The 17481-nt window shown below is 63.6% G+C and carries 17 protein-coding genes and 1 pseudogene; 12 read left to right on the top strand and 6 right to left on the bottom strand.

Annotation, left to right across the window (positions count from 1 at the left end; genetic code table 11):
• The first annotated feature begins 36 nt into the window (after positions 1 to 36).
• Positions 37 to 804 carry a sulfite exporter TauE/SafE family protein gene (locus tag NLN62_RS23820; protein ID WP_035663479.1) on the top strand — a complete coding sequence of 256 codons (768 nt, stop codon included), beginning with the start codon at positions 37 to 39 and terminating at the stop codon, positions 802 to 804.
• Between the two features lie 97 nt (positions 805 to 901).
• Here NLN62_RS23820 and NLN62_RS23815 read toward each other — a convergent pair whose 3' ends face one another.
• The gene (locus tag NLN62_RS23815; protein WP_027525223.1) at positions 902 to 1432 is read right to left on the bottom strand and encodes a Dps family protein; all 531 of its coding nucleotides are present in this window, start codon (positions 1430 to 1432) and stop codon (positions 902 to 904) included.
• A gap of 113 nt (positions 1433 to 1545) precedes the next feature.
• On the opposite strand from NLN62_RS23815, the gene NLN62_RS23810 reads away from it, so the two are divergent.
• A complete protein-coding gene (locus NLN62_RS23810) occupies positions 1546 to 2250 on the top strand; it encodes a class I SAM-dependent methyltransferase (protein WP_254110415.1) in 705 nt (234 codons plus the stop codon).
• A gap of 245 nt (positions 2251 to 2495) precedes the next feature.
• Here NLN62_RS23810 and NLN62_RS23805 read toward each other — a convergent pair whose 3' ends face one another.
• Positions 2496 to 2867, bottom strand: coding sequence for a helix-turn-helix transcriptional regulator (locus NLN62_RS23805; protein WP_027525221.1), 372 nt, complete (start codon positions 2865 to 2867; stop codon positions 2496 to 2498).
• A 114-nt stretch (positions 2868 to 2981) separates the two neighbouring features.
• Here NLN62_RS23805 and NLN62_RS23800 point away from each other — a divergent pair, with 114 nt between their 5' ends.
• The 4 genes from NLN62_RS23800 (at position 2982) to NLN62_RS23785 (ending at position 9100) form a co-directional block, all read left to right on the top strand.
• A complete protein-coding gene (locus tag NLN62_RS23800; protein ID WP_027525220.1) occupies positions 2982 to 4151 on the top strand; it encodes an MFS transporter in 1170 nt (389 codons plus the stop codon).
• A gap of 251 nt (positions 4152 to 4402) precedes the next feature.
• A complete protein-coding gene (carB, locus tag NLN62_RS23795) occupies positions 4403 to 7867 on the top strand; it encodes a carbamoyl-phosphate synthase large subunit (protein ID WP_027525219.1) in 3465 nt (1154 codons plus the stop codon).
• Between the two features lie 208 nt (positions 7868 to 8075).
• Entirely contained in the window at positions 8076 to 8549 is a 474-nt protein-coding gene (gene greA / locus NLN62_RS23790; protein WP_027525218.1) for a transcription elongation factor GreA, read from the top strand.
• Positions 8550 to 8692: 143 nt separating this feature from the next.
• Complete coding sequence (locus NLN62_RS23785) at positions 8693 to 9100, top strand: DoxX family protein (RefSeq protein ID WP_027525217.1); 408 nt, start codon at positions 8693 to 8695, stop codon at positions 9098 to 9100.
• A gap of 89 nt (positions 9101 to 9189) precedes the next feature.
• Here NLN62_RS23785 and NLN62_RS23780 read toward each other — a convergent pair whose 3' ends face one another.
• Positions 9190 to 9669 carry an Lrp/AsnC family transcriptional regulator gene (locus NLN62_RS23780; RefSeq protein ID WP_027525216.1) on the bottom strand — a complete coding sequence of 160 codons (480 nt, stop codon included), beginning with the start codon at positions 9667 to 9669 and terminating at the stop codon, positions 9190 to 9192.
• Positions 9670 to 9940: 271 nt separating this feature from the next.
• On the opposite strand from NLN62_RS23780, the gene trxB reads away from it, so the two are divergent.
• From trxB to NLN62_RS23755, 5 genes are all read left to right on the top strand, one after another.
• Positions 9941 to 10906 carry a thioredoxin-disulfide reductase gene (gene trxB / locus NLN62_RS23775; RefSeq protein WP_027525215.1) on the top strand — a complete coding sequence of 322 codons (966 nt, stop codon included), beginning with the start codon at positions 9941 to 9943 and terminating at the stop codon, positions 10904 to 10906.
• Positions 10907 to 10911: 5 nt separating this feature from the next.
• Positions 10912 to 11835 (top strand): LysR family transcriptional regulator, encoded by a 924-nt coding sequence (locus NLN62_RS23770; RefSeq protein ID WP_027525214.1) that lies wholly within the window; start codon positions 10912 to 10914, stop codon positions 11833 to 11835.
• 460 nt (positions 11836 to 12295) lie between these two features.
• Positions 12296 to 13267 carry a 4-hydroxy-tetrahydrodipicolinate synthase gene (gene dapA, locus NLN62_RS23765; RefSeq protein ID WP_254110414.1) on the top strand — a complete coding sequence of 324 codons (972 nt, stop codon included), beginning with the start codon at positions 12296 to 12298 and terminating at the stop codon, positions 13265 to 13267.
• Between the two features lie 425 nt (positions 13268 to 13692).
• On the top strand, positions 13693 to 13842 hold the full coding sequence (locus tag NLN62_RS23760) for a hypothetical protein (RefSeq protein WP_198031829.1): 150 nt from the start codon (positions 13693 to 13695) through the stop codon (positions 13840 to 13842).
• A 122-nt stretch (positions 13843 to 13964) separates the two neighbouring features.
• Positions 13965 to 14114 carry a hypothetical protein gene (locus NLN62_RS23755; protein ID WP_156944532.1) on the top strand — a complete coding sequence of 50 codons (150 nt, stop codon included), beginning with the start codon at positions 13965 to 13967 and terminating at the stop codon, positions 14112 to 14114.
• Positions 14115 to 14342: 228 nt separating this feature from the next.
• Here the strand turns inward: NLN62_RS23755 and NLN62_RS23750 are convergent, their stop codons facing one another.
• Positions 14343 to 15020, bottom strand: a complete 678-nt coding sequence (locus NLN62_RS23750) for a ParA family protein (RefSeq protein ID WP_027525213.1) — start codon at positions 15018 to 15020, stop codon at positions 14343 to 14345.
• A gap of 470 nt (positions 15021 to 15490) precedes the next feature.
• Complete coding sequence (locus tag NLN62_RS23745; RefSeq protein ID WP_254110413.1) at positions 15491 to 15868, bottom strand: hypothetical protein; 378 nt, start codon at positions 15866 to 15868, stop codon at positions 15491 to 15493.
• Positions 15869 to 16390: 522 nt separating this feature from the next.
• Here NLN62_RS23745 and NLN62_RS23740 point away from each other — a divergent pair.
• Positions 16391 to 17335 (top strand): AEC family transporter, encoded by a 945-nt coding sequence (locus tag NLN62_RS23740; protein WP_254110412.1) that lies wholly within the window; start codon positions 16391 to 16393, stop codon positions 17333 to 17335.
• 28 nt (positions 17336 to 17363) lie between these two features.
• Here NLN62_RS23740 and NLN62_RS53570 read toward each other — a convergent pair.
• Positions 17364 to 17441: pseudogene (locus NLN62_RS53570) on the bottom strand (IS5/IS1182 family transposase); the annotation flags it as partial.
• Positions 17442 to 17481: the final 40 nt, after the last annotated feature.

Genomic DNA, 17481 nt, shown 5'->3' with positions numbered 1-17481 from the left:
GAGCAATGAATAATGGTTGCGCTTTCGATAGCGCGAATGACGCTCGGTTCGCTCTCCGGCTCACTCGTCGGCTTCTCACTTGGGCTTGTCGGTGGCGGCGGATCTATCTTGGCCGTCCCGCTGATGGTCTATCTCGTCGGAGTCGCTAACCCCCATCTCGCGATCGGAACGAGCGCGATCGCGGTGGCGGCAAATGCGGGGATCAATCTGGCGAACCATGCCAAAGCGGGCAATGTGAAATGGCCATGCGCGAGTGTCTTTGCGGTGGCGGGCATTGTGGGTGCGCTCGGCGGCTCGACACTCGGCAAAATGCTCGACGGCCAGAAACTGCTGCTGATCTTCGCGCTGTTGATGCTCGTCGTCGGCGCGCTGATGCTGCGCAAACGCGCAGGCGACGGCGATTTTGCCGTGAGGCTCGGTCGCAACAATTTCCCGGCGCTCCTGGGCCTCGGTCTTGCGACCGGCGCCCTGTCGGGCTTCTTCGGAATCGGCGGCGGCTTCCTGATCGTGCCCGCCCTGATGCTGGCGACCGGGATGCCGATCCTCAACGCCATCGCCTCCTCGCTCGTCTCGGTCACGGCCTTTGGGCTCACCACCGCGGCCAACTACGCTTTCGCCGGCCTGGTCGACTGGAGGCTCGCGATCGTTTTCCTTGCGGGGGGTGCCGTTGGCGGCCTGCTCGGCGCGCGGCTGGCCAAACACCTCGCCGGCAAGCGAGGCGCGCTCAACAACGTCTTCGCCGCGCTGATCTTCGCCGTCGCGATCTACATGCTCTATCGAAGCTGGATGGCCCTCGGCCAATAGACCTGGAGCCTTGTCGAGGCGTGCCCACCATTTTCCACCGTGATCACGGAAAGGTGGTGGGCACGGCGTGGACGCACCTTTGTTGCGGCGGAGTACCTTACGCCGCGTTGCTGCCTTCCTGGCGGCTGGCCTCGAACAGAAACCAGGTGCGGCGCTCGGTCTCGTCGATGAAGACTTCGAGCAGGCTCGCACTGGCGACATCGCCGGCTTCGTCGCACACCTCATGGGCTTTGCGCATGGCGGCTGCGACGTGCTTGTTGTCCTGCATCAGCTCGTGCAGCATCTCGCGCGGTGGGACGTAATCCTCGTCATTGTCCTTGATGGTCTTGAGCCTGGCGATCTGGCCGATCGACTTCAGCGTGGCGCCGCCGATTTTACGGACGCGCTCGGCGAGCTGGTCGGTGGTGGCGAAAATCGCTTCCGACTGCTCGTCCAGCAGCAGGTGGTAATCGCGAAAATGCCGGCCGCTGACGTGCCAGTGGAAATTCTTGGTCTTCAGGTACAGCGCAAAGGCATCGGCAAGCAGCACGTTGAGCGCTTCCGAAACCTTGTCGACCGAGCCGGATGCCAAATCGGTCGGGGTGTCGAGATCGGATGAGATCTTGTGGTTATCTGGCTTTTTGCTCACGGGAGACCTTCCTGTTAGGACGCGGACATTGACGGCGTGCCGTCGCACCCCTAACGCAGGCGAGCAGCCGCGGTTCCTGGGTCGGAACCGACTTGCCGGGACCTTCGAAGACCATGGACGATTGGATCGACTATTACGACTCCACGCACACGATCTATGTCAGCAAGCTGCATCGCGATTTGCACTTCCAGATCATCGCGCGGGACATCATCGGCTACATCTCCTCGCCCGACGCGACGGTACTGGACTATGCCTGCGGCGAGGCGCTGTCGGCGGGTGAGGTGGCGAATGCCTGCGGCAAGCTGATCTTGGCGGAGCCCGCGCCGGGCGTGCGCGGCCGGCTGATCGCGCGCTTCGCACCGAACACCAAGATCCGCGTCCGCTCACTTGAAGACGTGCGGAAGATGGCCGAGCAGTCCATCGACCTCGCGGTGATGAACTCGGTCGTCCAATATATGACGCCTGCGGAACTGGACTCCGCGCTCATTGTGATCCGCCGGCTCCTGAAACCTTCAGGCAAGCTCGTGCTCGGCGACATCCTCCAGCCCGAGGTCGGGATGTTCAGGGACGTGCTGGCCCTGCTCAGTTTTGGCGCACGTCACGGCTTTCTCAGGGATGCGCTGGTCGGACTGGTCTCGACCGCACTGTCCGACTACCGCCACCTGCGCTCGCGCATCGGACTCCAGCGCTACAGCGAGGAGGAGATCACCGCCAAGCTCGCGGCGGCGGGGTTTTCGGTGCAGCGCGCGCACACCAATATCGGCCACAACCGCTGGCGCATGAGCTTCATCGCGCGCCCGCCCTTTGCGCGCGGTTAGGGTTAACGGGGAGTGGAGGTAGCCTGCCCGACTGCGATCGGTAATGATCCAGTCGGCCCGGTGGCGGAAGCGTCAACGCGAGGGCGGTGCATCGCTCTTTATCCTGGTTCAAATCCAGGCCGGGTCTCCACGCTTCGCCCCTGCGGGGCTACGCGTGGCGCAGCCACGCAAGGCCCGCAGGGGCGAAGCGTGTCCGGCGTAGCTGGAGCGAAGCGAAAGCGAAGACGGACTGGCCGCCCAAATCTTCACTCCCCCTGAACCACTTCACATTCGGGCCAGAGCTGAAGCCGATCGGCATCCTTGGCGGCCGAGTTGATCACGGCATCGAGCAGGCCCGGAAAACGCGCGTCCAGATCCTCGCGGCGCAGCCGCATGAACCGGTTGGTGCCCGCCACGCGCGTCAGCATCAGGCCGCATTCGCGCAGCTTGGCGAAGTGATAGGCGAGGTTGGATTTGCCGGCGAGCCCGCTGAAGTCGCCGCAGCACAGTTCGCTGCTGACACGTTCCTGCTGGGCGAGTTGGTACACGATCGCCAATCGGATCGGATCGCTCAGGCAATCCAGGACCATCGGCAATTCGATCTGCTCGCGGGTGGGATGGAGAGGTGTGCGGCTCATGATCTGAGAATCATAGCGAAGCGGCCGCAATGTTCAATAGTTCTTGAACCAATTGACTCCTCCAAACTTCGCATTCAATAGTTCAATAAACGTTGAACATAGGGATGTTGTCCAATGAGCGTGTTCTGGCTGGCCCTGGCGGCCTTCGCGATCGGCACGGAAGGATTTGTTATTGCAGGGCTTTTGCCCGCGATCGCCACTGACCTGTCGATCTCTGTCCCGGCCGCCGGCCAATTGGTCACTGCATACGCCCTCACCTACGCCGTGGGCTCGCCGATTCTGGCGGTGACGCTGAACAATACCGACCGCCGCACTGTGCTGGCCCTGGCGCTGTCCACCTTCGTCGCCGGAAACCTCGCGGCGATGGAGGCGTCCAACTACGCCCTGCTGCTGGCCTCGCGTATGCTGATGGCGCTGGGCTCCGGGCTGTGCATGCCGACGGCGCTCGCGGTGTCCGTGGCGGTCGCTTCGCCGGAACGGCGCGGCCGTGCGGTGGCGCTTGTCACCTCGGGCCTCACGGTCGCGACCGTTATTGGCGTTCCCGTCGGCAATCTCGTCGGCAGCCTGCTCGGCTGGCGCGCGACCTTCGCCATGGTCGCCCTGATCGGCACTGTTGCGCTCGCGGGCCTTCTGCTCGGCCTGCCCCGCGGCCTGCCGCGCAACACAGCCTCGCTCAGCGAGCGGCTGGCGGTGGCGCGTCACAGCAATGTCCTGATCGCGCTTCTGATTACGATTTTATGGGCGCTCGGCGGCTTCACCGTGTTCACCTATTTCGCGGTCCCGCTGCGCGGCCTCGGCTTCGATGCTTCACAGATCAGCCTTGCACTGCTGGTGTTTGGCGGCGCGGCCGCGATCGGGAACTTGCTCGGCGGCATTTTGGCGGACCGGCTCGGGACGCTGGCGACCGCGGCCCTCGGCCTTGCCGGCATGGCGAGCGCGCTGATCCTGCATTCGCTGGTCCTGAAGCTGATGCCCGGCCAGGCCCATTACACCGTGCTGGGTGCGATCTTCCTCTGGGGCATTTCGGGCTGGGCGTTCTATCCGGCCCAAATCGCCAGCATCATCCGGATCGAGCCCCAGGCCTCGATGATCGCGCTCTCGCTCAACGCCTCCGCGATGTATCTCGGCTTCGCCATCGGCGGGGCACTGGGCGGCGCGGTGCTGGCAGCCCTCTCGCCCAACGACCTCGGCTGGATCGGCGGATCGAGTGTTGCGGCCTCGCTTCTGGTGCATCTCGCCCGTGGCTGGCAGGCACGGCCAAAACCGGCCCAAATTGCCGGTTGATGGGCATTTTTCGGGGTTTCGCCGCTCCGAAATCTGGTCTAAGACCCACCCGCGCGCGAGGGAAGACCCCGCGCGCGCATGATCCGCCAAAGTGTAGGCGGTTTGGCGTTAAGATCATGCGCTTCTTTGAGTGTAGAAGCGCGATCGGACGCAAAACCGGTGGCCACTTTTGCCGATCGCGCTTCGGCACAAGGGGACGCGCGGCAAGCGCGCCCTTTTTTTGTGCCCAGATTCCAGTCCGGCGAGAGTTGATGCCCAAACGTACAGACATCACCACCATCCTCATCATCGGCGCCGGTCCCATCGTGATCGGCCAGGCCTGCGAGTTCGACTATTCGGGCACACAGGCGGTGAAGACGCTGAAGGAAGAGGGCTATCGCATCGTCCTTGTCAATTCCAACCCGGCCACCATCATGACCGACCCGGAATTGGCCGATGCGACCTATATCGAGCCGATCACGCCCGAGATCGTCGCCAAGATCATCGAGAAGGAACGTCACGTCATTCCCGGTGGCTTCGCGCTGCTGCCGACCATGGGCGGCCAGACCGCGTTGAATTGCGCGCTGTCACTGCGCCGGCAGGGCACGCTCGAAAAGTTCGACGTCGAGATGATCGGTGCGACCGCTGACGCCATCGACAAGGCTGAGGATCGCCAGCTCTTCCGCAACGCCATGGAGAAGATCGGGCTGCAGACTCCGAAGTCGCGGCTCGCCAACGCGTCCGAACTGAAGAAGTCCTTCCGCGACAAATACCACGCCGAACGCGAGAAGCTGTCGGGCGCGGCTCTGGAAGAGCTTGATCGGCAATGGACTCTCGGCGAAGGCGACCGCCGCAAGCGCTACCAGGAATATGCGCTGGGACAGGCGATGATGGCGCTGTCCGAGATCGGCCTGCCCGCGATCATCCGTCCCTCCTTCACCATGGGCGGCACCGGCGGCGGCATCGCCTACAACAAGGAAGAGTTCCTCGACATCATCGAGCGCGGCCTCGATGCGTCTCCGACCAACGAAGTCCTGATCGAGGAATCGGTCCTCGGCTGGAAAGAGTTCGAGATGGAGGTGGTGCGCGACAAGAAGGACAATTGCATCATCGTCTGCTCGATCGAGAATTTCGACCCGATGGGCGTGCACACCGGCGACTCCATCACGGTGGCGCCGGCGCTGACGCTGACCGACAAGGAATACCAGATCATGCGGGACGCCTCGCTGGCGGTGCTGCGCGAGATCGGCGTCGAGACCGGCGGCTCCAACGTGCAGTTCGGCGTCAACCCGGCCGACGGCCGCATGGTCGTGATCGAGATGAACCCACGTGTTTCCCGCTCGTCGGCACTGGCGTCGAAGGCGACGGGCTTCCCGATCGCCAAGGTCGCGGCCAAGCTTGCGATCGGCTACACGCTTGACGAAATCGCCAACGACATCACCGGCGGCGCGACGCCGGCCTCGTTCGAGCCGACCATCGACTACGTCGTGACCAAGATCCCGCGTTTCGCCTTCGAGAAATTCCCCGGCGCCTCCCACACGCTGACGACCTCGATGAAGTCGGTCGGCGAGGTCATGGCGATCGGCCGCACCTTCCAGGAAAGCCTGCAAAAGGCGTTGCGCGGACTCGAGACCGGGCTGACTGGCCTCGACGAGATCGAGATCGAGGGTCTGGGCCAGGGCGACGACAAGAACGCGATCCGCGCCGCGCTCGGCACGCCGACGCCGAACCGGCTGCTCCAGGTAGCGCAGGCGATGCGGCTCGGCTGGTCCAACGACGAGATCTTCAACTCCTGCAAGATCGACCCCTGGTTCCTTGCCGAGATGCGCTGCATCGTCGACATGGAGGACAAGGTCCGCAAAAAGGGCTTGCCGCAAAATGCCTTCGGCATGCGCACGCTGAAAGCCATGGGCTTCTCGGACGCGCGACTCGCGGTGCTCTCGGAGAGCACGGAAGCCGATGTGACGGCAAAGCGCCACGCACTCGGCGTCCGCCCGGTGTTCAAGCGCATCGATACCTGCGCGGCCGAGTTCGCCTCGCCCACCGCCTATATGTACTCGACCTATGAGGCGCCGTTCGCGGGCGCAGTTGCGGACGAGAGCGAGCCGTCGGACCGGAAGAAGGTCATCATCCTCGGCGGCGGCCCGAACCGCATCGGCCAGGGCATCGAGTTCGACTATTGCTGCTGTCACGCCTGTTTCGCGCTGCATGACGCCGGCTACGAATCCATCATGGTCAACTGCAACCCGGAGACGGTGTCTACCGACTACGACACCGCCGACCGGCTCTATTTCGAACCGCTCACGGCCGAGGACGTGCTCGAGATCATCGCGACCGAGCGCAGCAAGGGCACGCTGCATGGCGTGATCGTGCAGTTCGGCGGCCAGACCCCGCTGAAGCTCGCGCGTGCGCTGGAGGCCGCCGAGGTGCCGATTCTCGGCACCTCGCCCGACGCCATCGATCTCGCCGAAGACCGCGACCGCTTCAAGCGCGTGCTCGACAAGCTCCGCCTCAAGCAGCCGAAGAACGGCATCGCCTATTCGGTCGAGCAGGCGCGGCTCGTCTCCGCCGATCTCGGGCTGCCGCTGGTGGTGCGTCCGTCCTACGTGCTCGGCGGCCGCGCGATGCAGATCATCCGCGAGGAGAACCAGCTCAACGACTATCTGCTCGGCACGCTGCCGGAGCTCGTGCCCGCCGACGTCAAGGCGCGCTACCCCAACGACAAGACCGGGCAGATCAACACCGTGCTCGGCAAGAACCCGCTGCTGTTCGACCGCTATCTCTCTGACGCCACCGAGGTCGACGTCGACTGCCTCTGCGACGGCAAGGACGTTTTCATCGTCGGCATCATGGAGCACATCGAGGAAGCCGGCATCCACTCCGGCGACTCCGCCTGCTCGCTCCCGCCCTACTCGCTCGATGCCCAGACGATCGAGGAGCTGGAGCGGCAGACCCGCGAGCTCGCGCTCGGCCTCGACGTCGTCGGCCTGATGAACGTGCAATACGCCATCAAGGACGGCGAGATCTACGTGCTCGAGGTCAATCCGCGCGCCTCGCGCACGGTGCCATTCGTCGCCAAGGTAATCGGCACGCCAGTCGCCAAGATTGCCGCCCGCATCATGGCTGGCGAGAAGCTCGCCGACTTCAGGCTGAAGAAGGCCCAGCTCAAGCATGTCGGCGTCAAGGAATCTGTGTTCCCCTTCGCCCGCTTCCCTGGCGTCGACACGGTGCTCGGTCCGGAGATGCGCTCGACGGGCGAGGTCATGGGCATCGATCGCTCCTTTGAGGTTGCGTTCGCCAAGAGCCAGCTCGGCGGCGGCACCCGCGTGCCGCGTAAGGGCACGGTGTTCGTCTCGGTGCGCGACAGCGACAAGAACCGCATCGCGGACGCGGTGCGGCTGTTGCAGTCCGTCGGCTTCAGGGTGCTGGCGACGTCGGGGACCCAGCGCTTCCTGGCCGACCAGGGCATTCCGACCGAGAAGGTGAACAAGGTGCTGGAGGGCCGGCCGCACATCGTCGACGCCATCACCAATGGCGACATCCAGCTCGTCTTCAACACCACGGAAGGTCCGCAGGCGCTCGCCGACAGCCGTTCGCTGCGGCGCGCGGCCCTCTTGCATAAAGTGCCGTATTACACCACTCTTTCCGGGGCCGTGGCGGCCGCGCAGGGCATCCGCGCTTATCTGGGCGGGGACCTTGAGGTTCGTACCCTGCAGAGCTACTTTTCGGAAACCTGATCGTTAGCGGGGGCCAAGCCCGCGCTAAGTGATTGGCAATGAAGCTACAATGGCCGGAGGAACTGTCCGGCCATGTGGTTGTTCTGTTCCGGCGCCAGCCCCACGTAACGTTCCGGTGGCCGCGTGTTCAGCCCCGGGATCACCGACGAATCAAGGTTGCTGCGCCCTCCGTTATTGTGGGGCGCGCGGCCGAAGGACGAGAGAAGAGATGGAAAAGGTTCCGATGACTTCGGCCGGATTTGCCGCGCTCGGAGAAGAATTGAAGCATCGCCAGTCCGTGGATCGTCCGCGGATCATCGAGCATATCGCCGAGGCGCGCTCACACGGAGACCTGTCGGAGAACGCGGAATATCATGCCGCGAAGGAAGAGCAGTCCCACAATGAGGGCCGCATCGCCGAGCTCGAGGACAAGCTCGCGCGCGCCGACATCATCGACATCTCGAAACTGTCCGGCGACACCATCAAGTTCGGCGCCACCGTGACGCTGGTCGATGAGGACACCGAGAAGAAGACGGTGTGGCAGATCGTCGGCGAGGTCGAGGCCGATGCCAAGAAGGGCCGCATCTCCATCACCTCGCCGCTCGCCCGCGCGCTGATCGGCAAGAAGAAGGGTGCCTCCGTCGAGGTCAATACGCCCGGCGGCGCCAAGGCCTACGAGATCACCAAGGTCGAGTGGCGGTAATCCTTGCCGCGGTACCGAATGGAAAAGCCGCGCGGCCAGCGCGGCTTTTTTGTTTCTCGGTCGTTGCGCGATCGTGAGCGGCCGCGATTGTGAACGACGACGTCCTCGGCCATGCTCTCTTGGCTGCATCAAGGGAGGACACGATGGACGTCGATCGTATCGCCGCGCAGAGCCAGCCCTATCTGCTCAGCCTGTTCCGCTTCATCACCGGACTTCTGCTGTTCCAGTTCGGCGTGGCAAAACTGTTCAAGTTTCCGCCCGTCGAGATGTTCGCCGACGTCACGCCGCTGTCGCTCTGGGGCATCGCCGGCATGATCGAGCTGGTGTTCGGCGGCCTGTTGATGCTGGGCCTGTTCACACGCCTCGTCGCTTTCATCCTGTCGGGCGAGATGGCGTTCGCCTATTTCATCGAACATCTGCCGAACAGCTTCTTCCCGCTCGTCAATGAGGGAACGCTGGCGATCCTGTTCTGCTTTGCCTGTCTTTATCTTGCATCAGCCGGCAGCGGGCCGATCAGCGTGGACGCGATGCGGCGCGGGTCGACGATGTGAACGTAAAGTGAGGCCGCAAACTCGATGCACCTCTCCCGCAGGCGGGAGAGGGAGCGCACCTGCATCACGACGGCAGAAGCGATGGGTTCCTACCGCCGCCCCTTCACCTCGAGCGGCACGGCGGCTTCGTATTTCGAATTGTGCAGCACCAATGAGGTCCGGACATTGCGCACGTGCGGTGCCGCGGTGAGATGGGTGACGAAATCCTGGAACGTCGCCATGTCCGGCGCGACGCATTTCAGGATGAAATCGACCTCGCCCGACAGCATCCAGCATTCGCGCACCAGCGGTTCGGCGCGCACGAACTGCTCGAAGGCGCGTAAGTCAGCCTCCGCCTGGCTCGACAGATGAACGGCGGCGAACACCGTGACGTCGAAGCCGAGCTTTCGCGAGTCGAGCAACCCGCGATAGCCGTGGATATAGCCCTCCTCCTCGAGCGCCCGGACGCGGCGCAGGCAGGGCGGCGGCGAAATGCCGACACGCTTTGCCAGCTCGACATTGGTGATTCGTCCGTCGGCCTGGATTTCGGCGAGAATTTTGAGGTCGATCTCGTCTAGGTTCCGCGACACGTGATTGGAACTCCTGGCCTTATCTGCGGTATCGGGTGGGTTCGTCGCAATCCTCATAACCAGTCCAGCCAAGATGCGCAATTTTATTGCGCGTGCAGCGCAACGGTCTTTTGTTCCCGGGGGGAAAAATCCGCCGATATGGGCTGCAATTCTTGCATAGCTCGCCAGAAGGCTTAGATTAGCAACTGACATTTCAGCGCCTCCGCGGCGCCTTCCCAGGCACTGTCCGCGCCCGCGCTGCAACTCCCCCAAGAGAGAGGCACCGGTCCACATGCGCGCGCCCATCCATGCCAAGGTCGTCATCATCGGCTCCGGCCCTGCCGGCTACACCGCGGCGATCTACGCCGCGCGTGCGATGCTCGAGCCGATCCTGATCCAGGGCATCCAGCCGGGCGGCCAGCTCACCATCACCACCGACGTCGAGAACTATCCGGGCTTTGCCGACGTGATCCAGGGTCCCTGGCTGATGGAGCAGATGGAGAAGCAGGCGCTGCACATGGGCACCCAGATCAAGACCGATCTGGTCACCAAGCTCGAGACCGCGCAGCGGCCGTTCCGCCTCACCTGCGACAGCGGCGACGTCTATCTCGCCGACACCGTGATCCTGGCGACCGGTGCGCAGGCGCGCTGGCTCGGCATCCCCTCGGAAGAGACCTTCAAGGGCTTTGGCGTCTCGGCCTGCGCCACCTGTGACGGCTTCTTCTATCGTGGCAAGGAGGTCATCGTGGTCGGCGGCGGCAACACCGCGGTCGAGGAAGCGCTGTTCCTGACCAATTTCGCGAGCCAGGTCACGATCGTGCACCGCCGCGATCATTTCCGCGCCGAGCGCATCCTCCAGGACCGCCTGTTCAAGAACCCCAAGATCAAGGTGGTCTGGGACAGCGCCATCGACGAGGTCTGCGGCGAGGCGAACCCCAGCAAGGTCACGCATGTCCGCCTGAAGAACGTCAAGACCAGCGCACACACCAACGTGAAGGCCGACGGCGTCTTCATTGCCATCGGGCACGCGCCGGCGACCGAGCTCGTGAAGGGTCAGGTGAAACTCAAACCGTCGGGCTATGTCGAGGTCGCCCCGAACTCGACCGCAACCTCGGTGCCCGGCCTGTTCGCGGCCGGCGACGTCGCCGATGAAACCTATCGCCAGGCCGTCACGGCCGCAGGCCTCGGCTGCATGGCCGCACTCGAAGCCGAACGTTTCTTGGCCCTGCGCGCCAGCGAGCGCGCGGCAGCGGAATAACGATCATGCCTCGAACACGCGACGGATTTACCGATATGGACTGGGACAAGCTGAAGGTGTTTCACGCGGCGGCGGAAGCGGGCAGCTTCACGCATGCGGGCGAACAGCTCGGCCTGTCGCAGTCGGCCGTGTCACGCCAGGTCTCGGCGCTGGAGCAGGAGCTCTCGGTCTCGCTGTTCCACCGCCATGCCCGCGGCCTGATCCTCACCGAGCAGGGCGACCTGTTGTTCCGCACCGCGCATGATGTGTTCATGCAGCTCCAGGCGGCGCGCGCGAAATTGACCGACAGCCGCGAGCGGCCGAGCGGCGACCTCAAGATCACCACCACGCCCGGCGTCGGCATCAACTGGCTGATCCCGCGGCTCGGCGAGTTCACGGCCCTGTACCCGGAGATCCGCATTTCGCTGATCGTGACCGACGAGGAGCTCGACCTGTCGATGCGCGAGGCGGATGTCGCGATCCGCACCCGCAAGCCGACGCAGCCGGATCTCATCCAGCGCAAGCTCTTCGCGATGGGCTTCCATGCCTATTGCTCGCCGGAATACATCAAGCGTTTCGGCACGCCGCGGACGCTGGAGGAGCTCGATGCTCACCGCATCATCACGCTCGCCGATGGCAATTTCGCGCCGCATTTGCAGAACCGCAACTGGCTGGTCGAAGCTGCACGCAACGGCTCGGGTCCGCGCGAGGCTTACTTCAAGGTCAACAACATCCTCGGTCTCGTGCGCGCCTGTCAGCAGGGCCTCGGGATTGCGGCGCTGCCGGATTATCTCGTCGAAGAGAACAGCCGCCTCGTGCAGCTGTTCGGCGAATCGGACTCGATTCAACTCGATACGTATTTCGTCTATCCCGAGGAGTTGAAGACGGTCGCACGCGTGCAGGTGTTCCGCGACTTCGTGGTGAGCAAGGCGCAACGCTGGCCGTCCTGATTTCCGCATGACTGACATGCGACCTCGGCTGTTGCTGCATGGCGCTGGAGAAGCCCATACTGTTTGGACGCTGAGCCTTCGCGTTGCGCATTTGTCCCCCTCCTCCAGTGGCGCGGGAGTTCAGTAATCCCTCTTGGAAGGTGATTGTGTCGGCCTCACGTGGCCAATACCTAAGCCGGGCTCTTTCGGGCCCGGCTTTTTTTCTGCCAATTTGGCCTTCGCTTTCCGCGTGTATTGACAGTTCCATATATCCCCCGCATCATTTGCACACTATGATCACGAATTCGTGCGCAATCCTGTCGAAGGCAATCGCCTCGAAGAAAAAAGGCCCCCATCCGGGGCCAAGGGATGTTTGCGCGCGCTAGACCTTCGTCATCGTCGCGATCCCGAAAACCCCGCCGTCTGGACGGGGTTTTTTCATGTGCCCTCCGTCTCAGACCTCAACTGAAGGAGATGGAACATGACCGACCTGAGACAACAACTGCAGGGCCTCTGGCTGCCTCTGGTGACGCCGTTTCGCGACGGCCGTCTCGACGAGCGCTCGCTGCGGCAGCTGACGCGGCACTACGCGCGCGAGGCCGTCGACGGCTTCATCCTGGGCGCGACCTCCGGCGAAGGCATGACGCTGAAGGGCGCCGAGCTCGAGCGCCTCGTCGCAGCCGTGCGCGAAGAGCTCGCCGCGTGCCGCCGCAACATTCCGATCGTGCTTGGCCTCTCCGGAGCGGACACCGCGCGGCTGAAGGAAAGCCTGGACGAGACCGCGGACTGGCCGATCGACGGCTATCTGATCGCGAGCCCCTACTACCTGCGGCCATCGCAGCGCGGCCTCCTGGCGCATTTCGAGGCGCTCGCCGAACACGCCGCCTGGCCGATCGTGCTCTACAACATTCCCTATCGCACTGGCGTCAATCTCACCAACCAGACGCTGCTCCGCCTCGCCGATCATCCCAACATCGTCGGCCTGAAGGATTGCAGCGCGAACCGCGAGCAATCGATCGCGCTGCTCCGCGACAAGCCGGATCACTTTCGCGTGCTGACCGGCGAGGACGCGCACACGCATGAGGCGCTGAGTGACGGCGCCGACGGCGCCATCCTGCTCTCTGCCCACATCGAGACCGCAACCTTTGCTGCGATCCAAACCGAGCTGAAGCGCGGCAATGCTGACACCGCGCTCGCGCGCTGGCAGGAGGTTTCGGAGTTGACGCGGCTGTTGTTCGCCGAGCCGAGCCCGGCGCCGGCGAAGTACTGGCTGTGGCGATGCGGCCTCATCGACAGTCCGGAGGTGCGCCTGCCGATGGTCGAGATCGGAAGCGAGCTCGCCGCCACGCTCGATCGCGAGCTGGCGCGGAGGTTGGAAAAATCCGCACGTGAGGAACCGTCGGTGGCTCCACGCCCTGACGGCCACATGGCAGCGCCTTTCATGCAGACCTGAGTTCGGACGGGTCGAGACCTATCCGATGTCCGATTGGCTGCGCCGCGATATCGGCCTGACCGAAGACGTCGTGAAATCGGCATTGGAGCGGCTTGACCACATCAGGCAGAGACACAGCGGATGGCTCTAGCTCTTCGCCTCTCCCCGCGCACACTGTCGTCCCTTCTCCCCTTGCGGGAGAAGGTGGCGCGAAGCGCCGGATGAGGGGTCGCATCCGTGCGCTCACTGCAGCAGATGAACTCGCGGAGAGAGACCCCTCACCCGCCGCGCTTCGCGCGGCCCCTCTCCCGCAAGGGGAGAGGGAAAGAAAAACCGTGGTTAACCGCGCCTCAACGGCCTTCGCAGGCGCCGCATGGCGCGTCCACGGCTCGTTTACGCATCGCGCCCTATCGTTTCCGGCAAAGAACTTTCCGTAGGGGGAAACCATGGGACATCGTACACGGCCGACGGCCGCGGAAGACTTCGCGCCCGCCGATCTCATGCAAGGACTTCTAGTGATCTCGTCGTTCGGCTTCTGGGCCGTGATGCTCGGCCTGATGCCGGTGCTGCTGTTTCGCGTCTGGCTCGCGGGCTGAGGCGAAGATAGTTAATCCGCGGTAGCGTCGGTGTTCAAATCGTGCGGGAACCAGCGAGGCGGATGTTAAAACGTTTCTAGTATTACTTGACGCCACAAGCGAAGAACTCGCGGGGGCGTTTAGTGAATACTCAAAATGATATGGCGCCTGGTTATCAGGCCGCCGAGCAGCAGGGCTTTACCACCGAGGACATCCTCTGGGCCGCCGGCATCTGGTCGGTGATCCTGACGATGTCGCCGGTGATCGTGTTCTACATGCTGATGGTGGCGTAGCCCGTCTGCGCCAAGCCTCTCCCCTCATCCTGAGGAGCCGCGGAGCGGCGCCTCGAAGGATGAGCCACGGGCGATATCCGGGCTTTCATGGTTCGCCCGGCGATGCGTAGCATCGTCCGGAGACGCGTGTTCTGCGCTCCTCACCATGAGGGTCTTGCCGGCTCTCGAAACGCAAAACGCGCGGGCCAACCGCGCGTTTTTCGTTGCCCAGGAAATGAATAAAAAAAACTACGCTGCCTGCTTGTGCATTGCGCCGGATGCCGACGCCGTGCCACGGATCGCCTTGACCGAACGCTCGATCGCAGCCCACAGCCTTGCGATCTCCTGCGCGGCGCGGCTCTCCGCCTGATATTCCCGTGCGCCCTCGCCGTGGCTCAGCGCCATCAGCAGATCCGAGCGGTTGGTGATCTGGCCGCCCCAGACCGGCGCGCGGAACTTGGCGAGCGCCTCGCGGGCGATGGTGACGATCGGGCTTTCGGCTTCGTCGCGGCGCGCGGGTGCGCCGTTGAGCACGACCGCGTAGGGCTTGCGCGCCGCGCGGCACATCTGGATGGTTTCCTGCACCGCGTTGACGTCGAACACGCCAGGCCGCGCCGGAATGACCACCATGGTTGCGTTCTTGATCGCGTCGTCGACAACGGCCGACAGGTTCGGCGGCGTGTCGATCAACACCCATTCATAACCGTCGCGCTTGGCCGCGGAGACGATGCCGCTGACCGAATTCACGGCGGCCTTGATCTGCGGCTCGTTGGTGCCACGCAGCTTGTGCCACAGCGTGAGCGAGCCCTGCGGATCCGCATCGACGAGCAGAACAGGCTTGGTCGCCTTGATCTGCGCGGCGAGATGTGCAGCAAGGGTACTTTTGCCCGAGCCGCCTTTACGCGATGCAAAAACAATAACGTTCATACCCTTGGCCTCCAGATTGACCCCAGGTACCGAAAATGAATCAGCGCGCTGATTCGTGAAAGAAAAATTTACCGGGAGTTGCGTTGGAGACACGAAATAAAAGGCGTGTTGGCTTTTGAGTCACACTGCATGCGGCGCTGCGGACATGAATCGCAATGAATGGCCGTTCGCGATGGTAAATCGTGCGTTTTTTGAGCAGTTGTTCGGGAAACAGCGAAACGCAACCTGCCCGAGCAAATCTATTTCCGGCTCTTTTCCGTCGGGCGAAGGCGGAATTGCTTCACGGCTTCGCGGGGACACGTGAACAAAAGGAGTCCTTCAGCTCACGTCACACAACATCACTGAGTCATTTTTACTCAGCCGGTCACCTTGGAGGTGCGAGCCGTAGTCTCGATAACCTCTCCCGCAAGCGGGAGAGGCAGCGCAGCGTTCAACGTGGCTACGGTTTGAATCCAGTCAGGGCCGAGAGCTCAGGTATCGTCAGCCTTCGGCTTCTTCTTGCCGGACTTGCTGCTCGCCGTGGTCTTCTTCGCGGCCGGCTTGCTCGAGGTCTTCTTCTTCGCCACCGGCTTGATGTTGACGGGCTGGCCGGCTGCCTCGCCCGGTTCCGGCCCCTGACGGAAGAACACCGCGCACTGCGGCGAGAGCTGCGACTTCTTCTGGATCATGCAGGCGGTGATGGCGTCGACGTTCGGCACGAACTCGCCGCACAGCCGCATCGCATCGGGCGTGCAGGCCTGCTGCTGCTCCGGCGTGTAGGCGAAGCTTGCACGGGGCTGGACGATGATGGCCAGGGCGATCGCGGAGATCGCGGCAGCCAGGAACCTCGTAGAGCGAAACGCCAGCATGATCCCCCCAATCGTCGAGTCGGAGGGAATAGTGGGTGAAGCCTTCCGCGTTGGCAACCGAGCCGCGAAGCGAAAACCGGGAGCTGTGCGCTCCGGGCAACAGGCATCAAGAGCGCGATGGGATCAGACTCGATTATGGCCACGAGGGAAGTGCGCTCCCTCCCCCGCTTGCGGGGGAGGGGTGGGGAGAGGGTGCCTCCGCAATAGAGGGCCCCGAAGAGTAGAGAGCCCTCACCCGCGCCTTTTGGCGCGACCTCTCCCGCAAGCGGGAGAGGTTCAGCGACCTCGCCGCCCGCCGCTTTAACCCTTTGGTCGCGCTAGTGAGATCGGGTTCGGTTCAAGGCTTCCGCGCTCCTCAAACAAAAAGCTCGAAAACAACCCCATGCAAAGTAGCCGGCAAGACCAGCATGCATTTTGCGGATTTTACGAAATCTATTTGACACGTCGGACAAATCAGGGGCATGATGCCATCATCGAGGGCGCTTGGATGGTCAGCGGATATCCCCGTGAGGTGAGGGCCGCATGGCTACCGTGTTGATCGTTGCGCCGGTGTTTGCCCTGATCGTGGCCGGCTATGCGGCGGTGCTGTTTCGCTTCGTCTCCGAGAGCGCGCACAAGGGCATCTCCGAATTCGCCTTCAGCATCGCCATCCCCGCCCTGCTCTTCCGCACAATCGTCGTGTCGGAATTCCCGCAGCTGAGCGCCTTTCGGATGTGGGGCGCCTATTACGGTGCGCTCGCAATCACCTGGATCGCGGCGCTGGCGCTATCGGCCCTGCTGCGCGAGCGGCGCGAGGACCGCGAGGACGGCGTCGTGTTCGCGATCGGCTCGGTCTACGGCAACATCGTCATGCTCGGCATTCCCCTGACGCTCTCGGCGCTGGGAAACGAGGCGGCGGGGCCTATGGCGCTGATCCTGTCGGTGAACACGCCGCTGCTCTGGCTCTGCGGCACGCTGCAGATGGAGCTGGTCGGCCGCAAGCAGAAGGGCTCGGCCCTGTCGGTCATCCTGCCGGTCATTCTTGATCTTGCGCGCAACCCGATCATGCTGGCGATCGGCTTCGGCCTTATCTGGCGCTTCACGGGCCTCGGCCTGCATCCCGTCGTCGACAAGACGATCGAGCTGCTCGCGCAGGCAGGATCGCCGGCGGCGCTGATCGCGCTCGGCATCAACCTGTTCCGCTTCGAGGTCAAAGGCGAGAAGCTCGGCATCGTCGTGATGAGCGCGCTCAAGCTGCTGGTGATGCCGGCGGCCGCCTTCCTGCTGGCGAAGCTGCTGGGCCTGCCGCCGCTAGCGGCGGGAGTGGTCGTTCTGTTCGCCGCGATGCCGACCGGCGCGAACGCGTATATTTTTGCGGTTCAGTATCAGCGGCTGGTCAACCCGGTGTCGGGCGCCGTCGCGCTGGGCACACTACTGGCGGCGGTGACGCTGCCGGCCGTGGTGGTGCTGGTGGCGGGGCTGAAGTAAGGGCGTGGACCCATTGGCGCGTAGCTGGTCTTAGCCAGATGGATGAAAGGCGGACGAACGCGAGGTCGTTCGCAGCAAGCTTGTCGTAGCGCGTTGCGACCCGACGACAACGCTCCCGACCACGCCTGCCAAATCCGTCGAAAATC

The sequence above is a fragment of the Bradyrhizobium sp. CCGUVB23 genome, from assembly GCF_024199885.1.
Lineage (GTDB): Bacteria > Pseudomonadota > Alphaproteobacteria > Rhizobiales > Xanthobacteraceae > Bradyrhizobium.
This window is presented reverse-complemented; position numbering and strand designations above follow the sequence as displayed.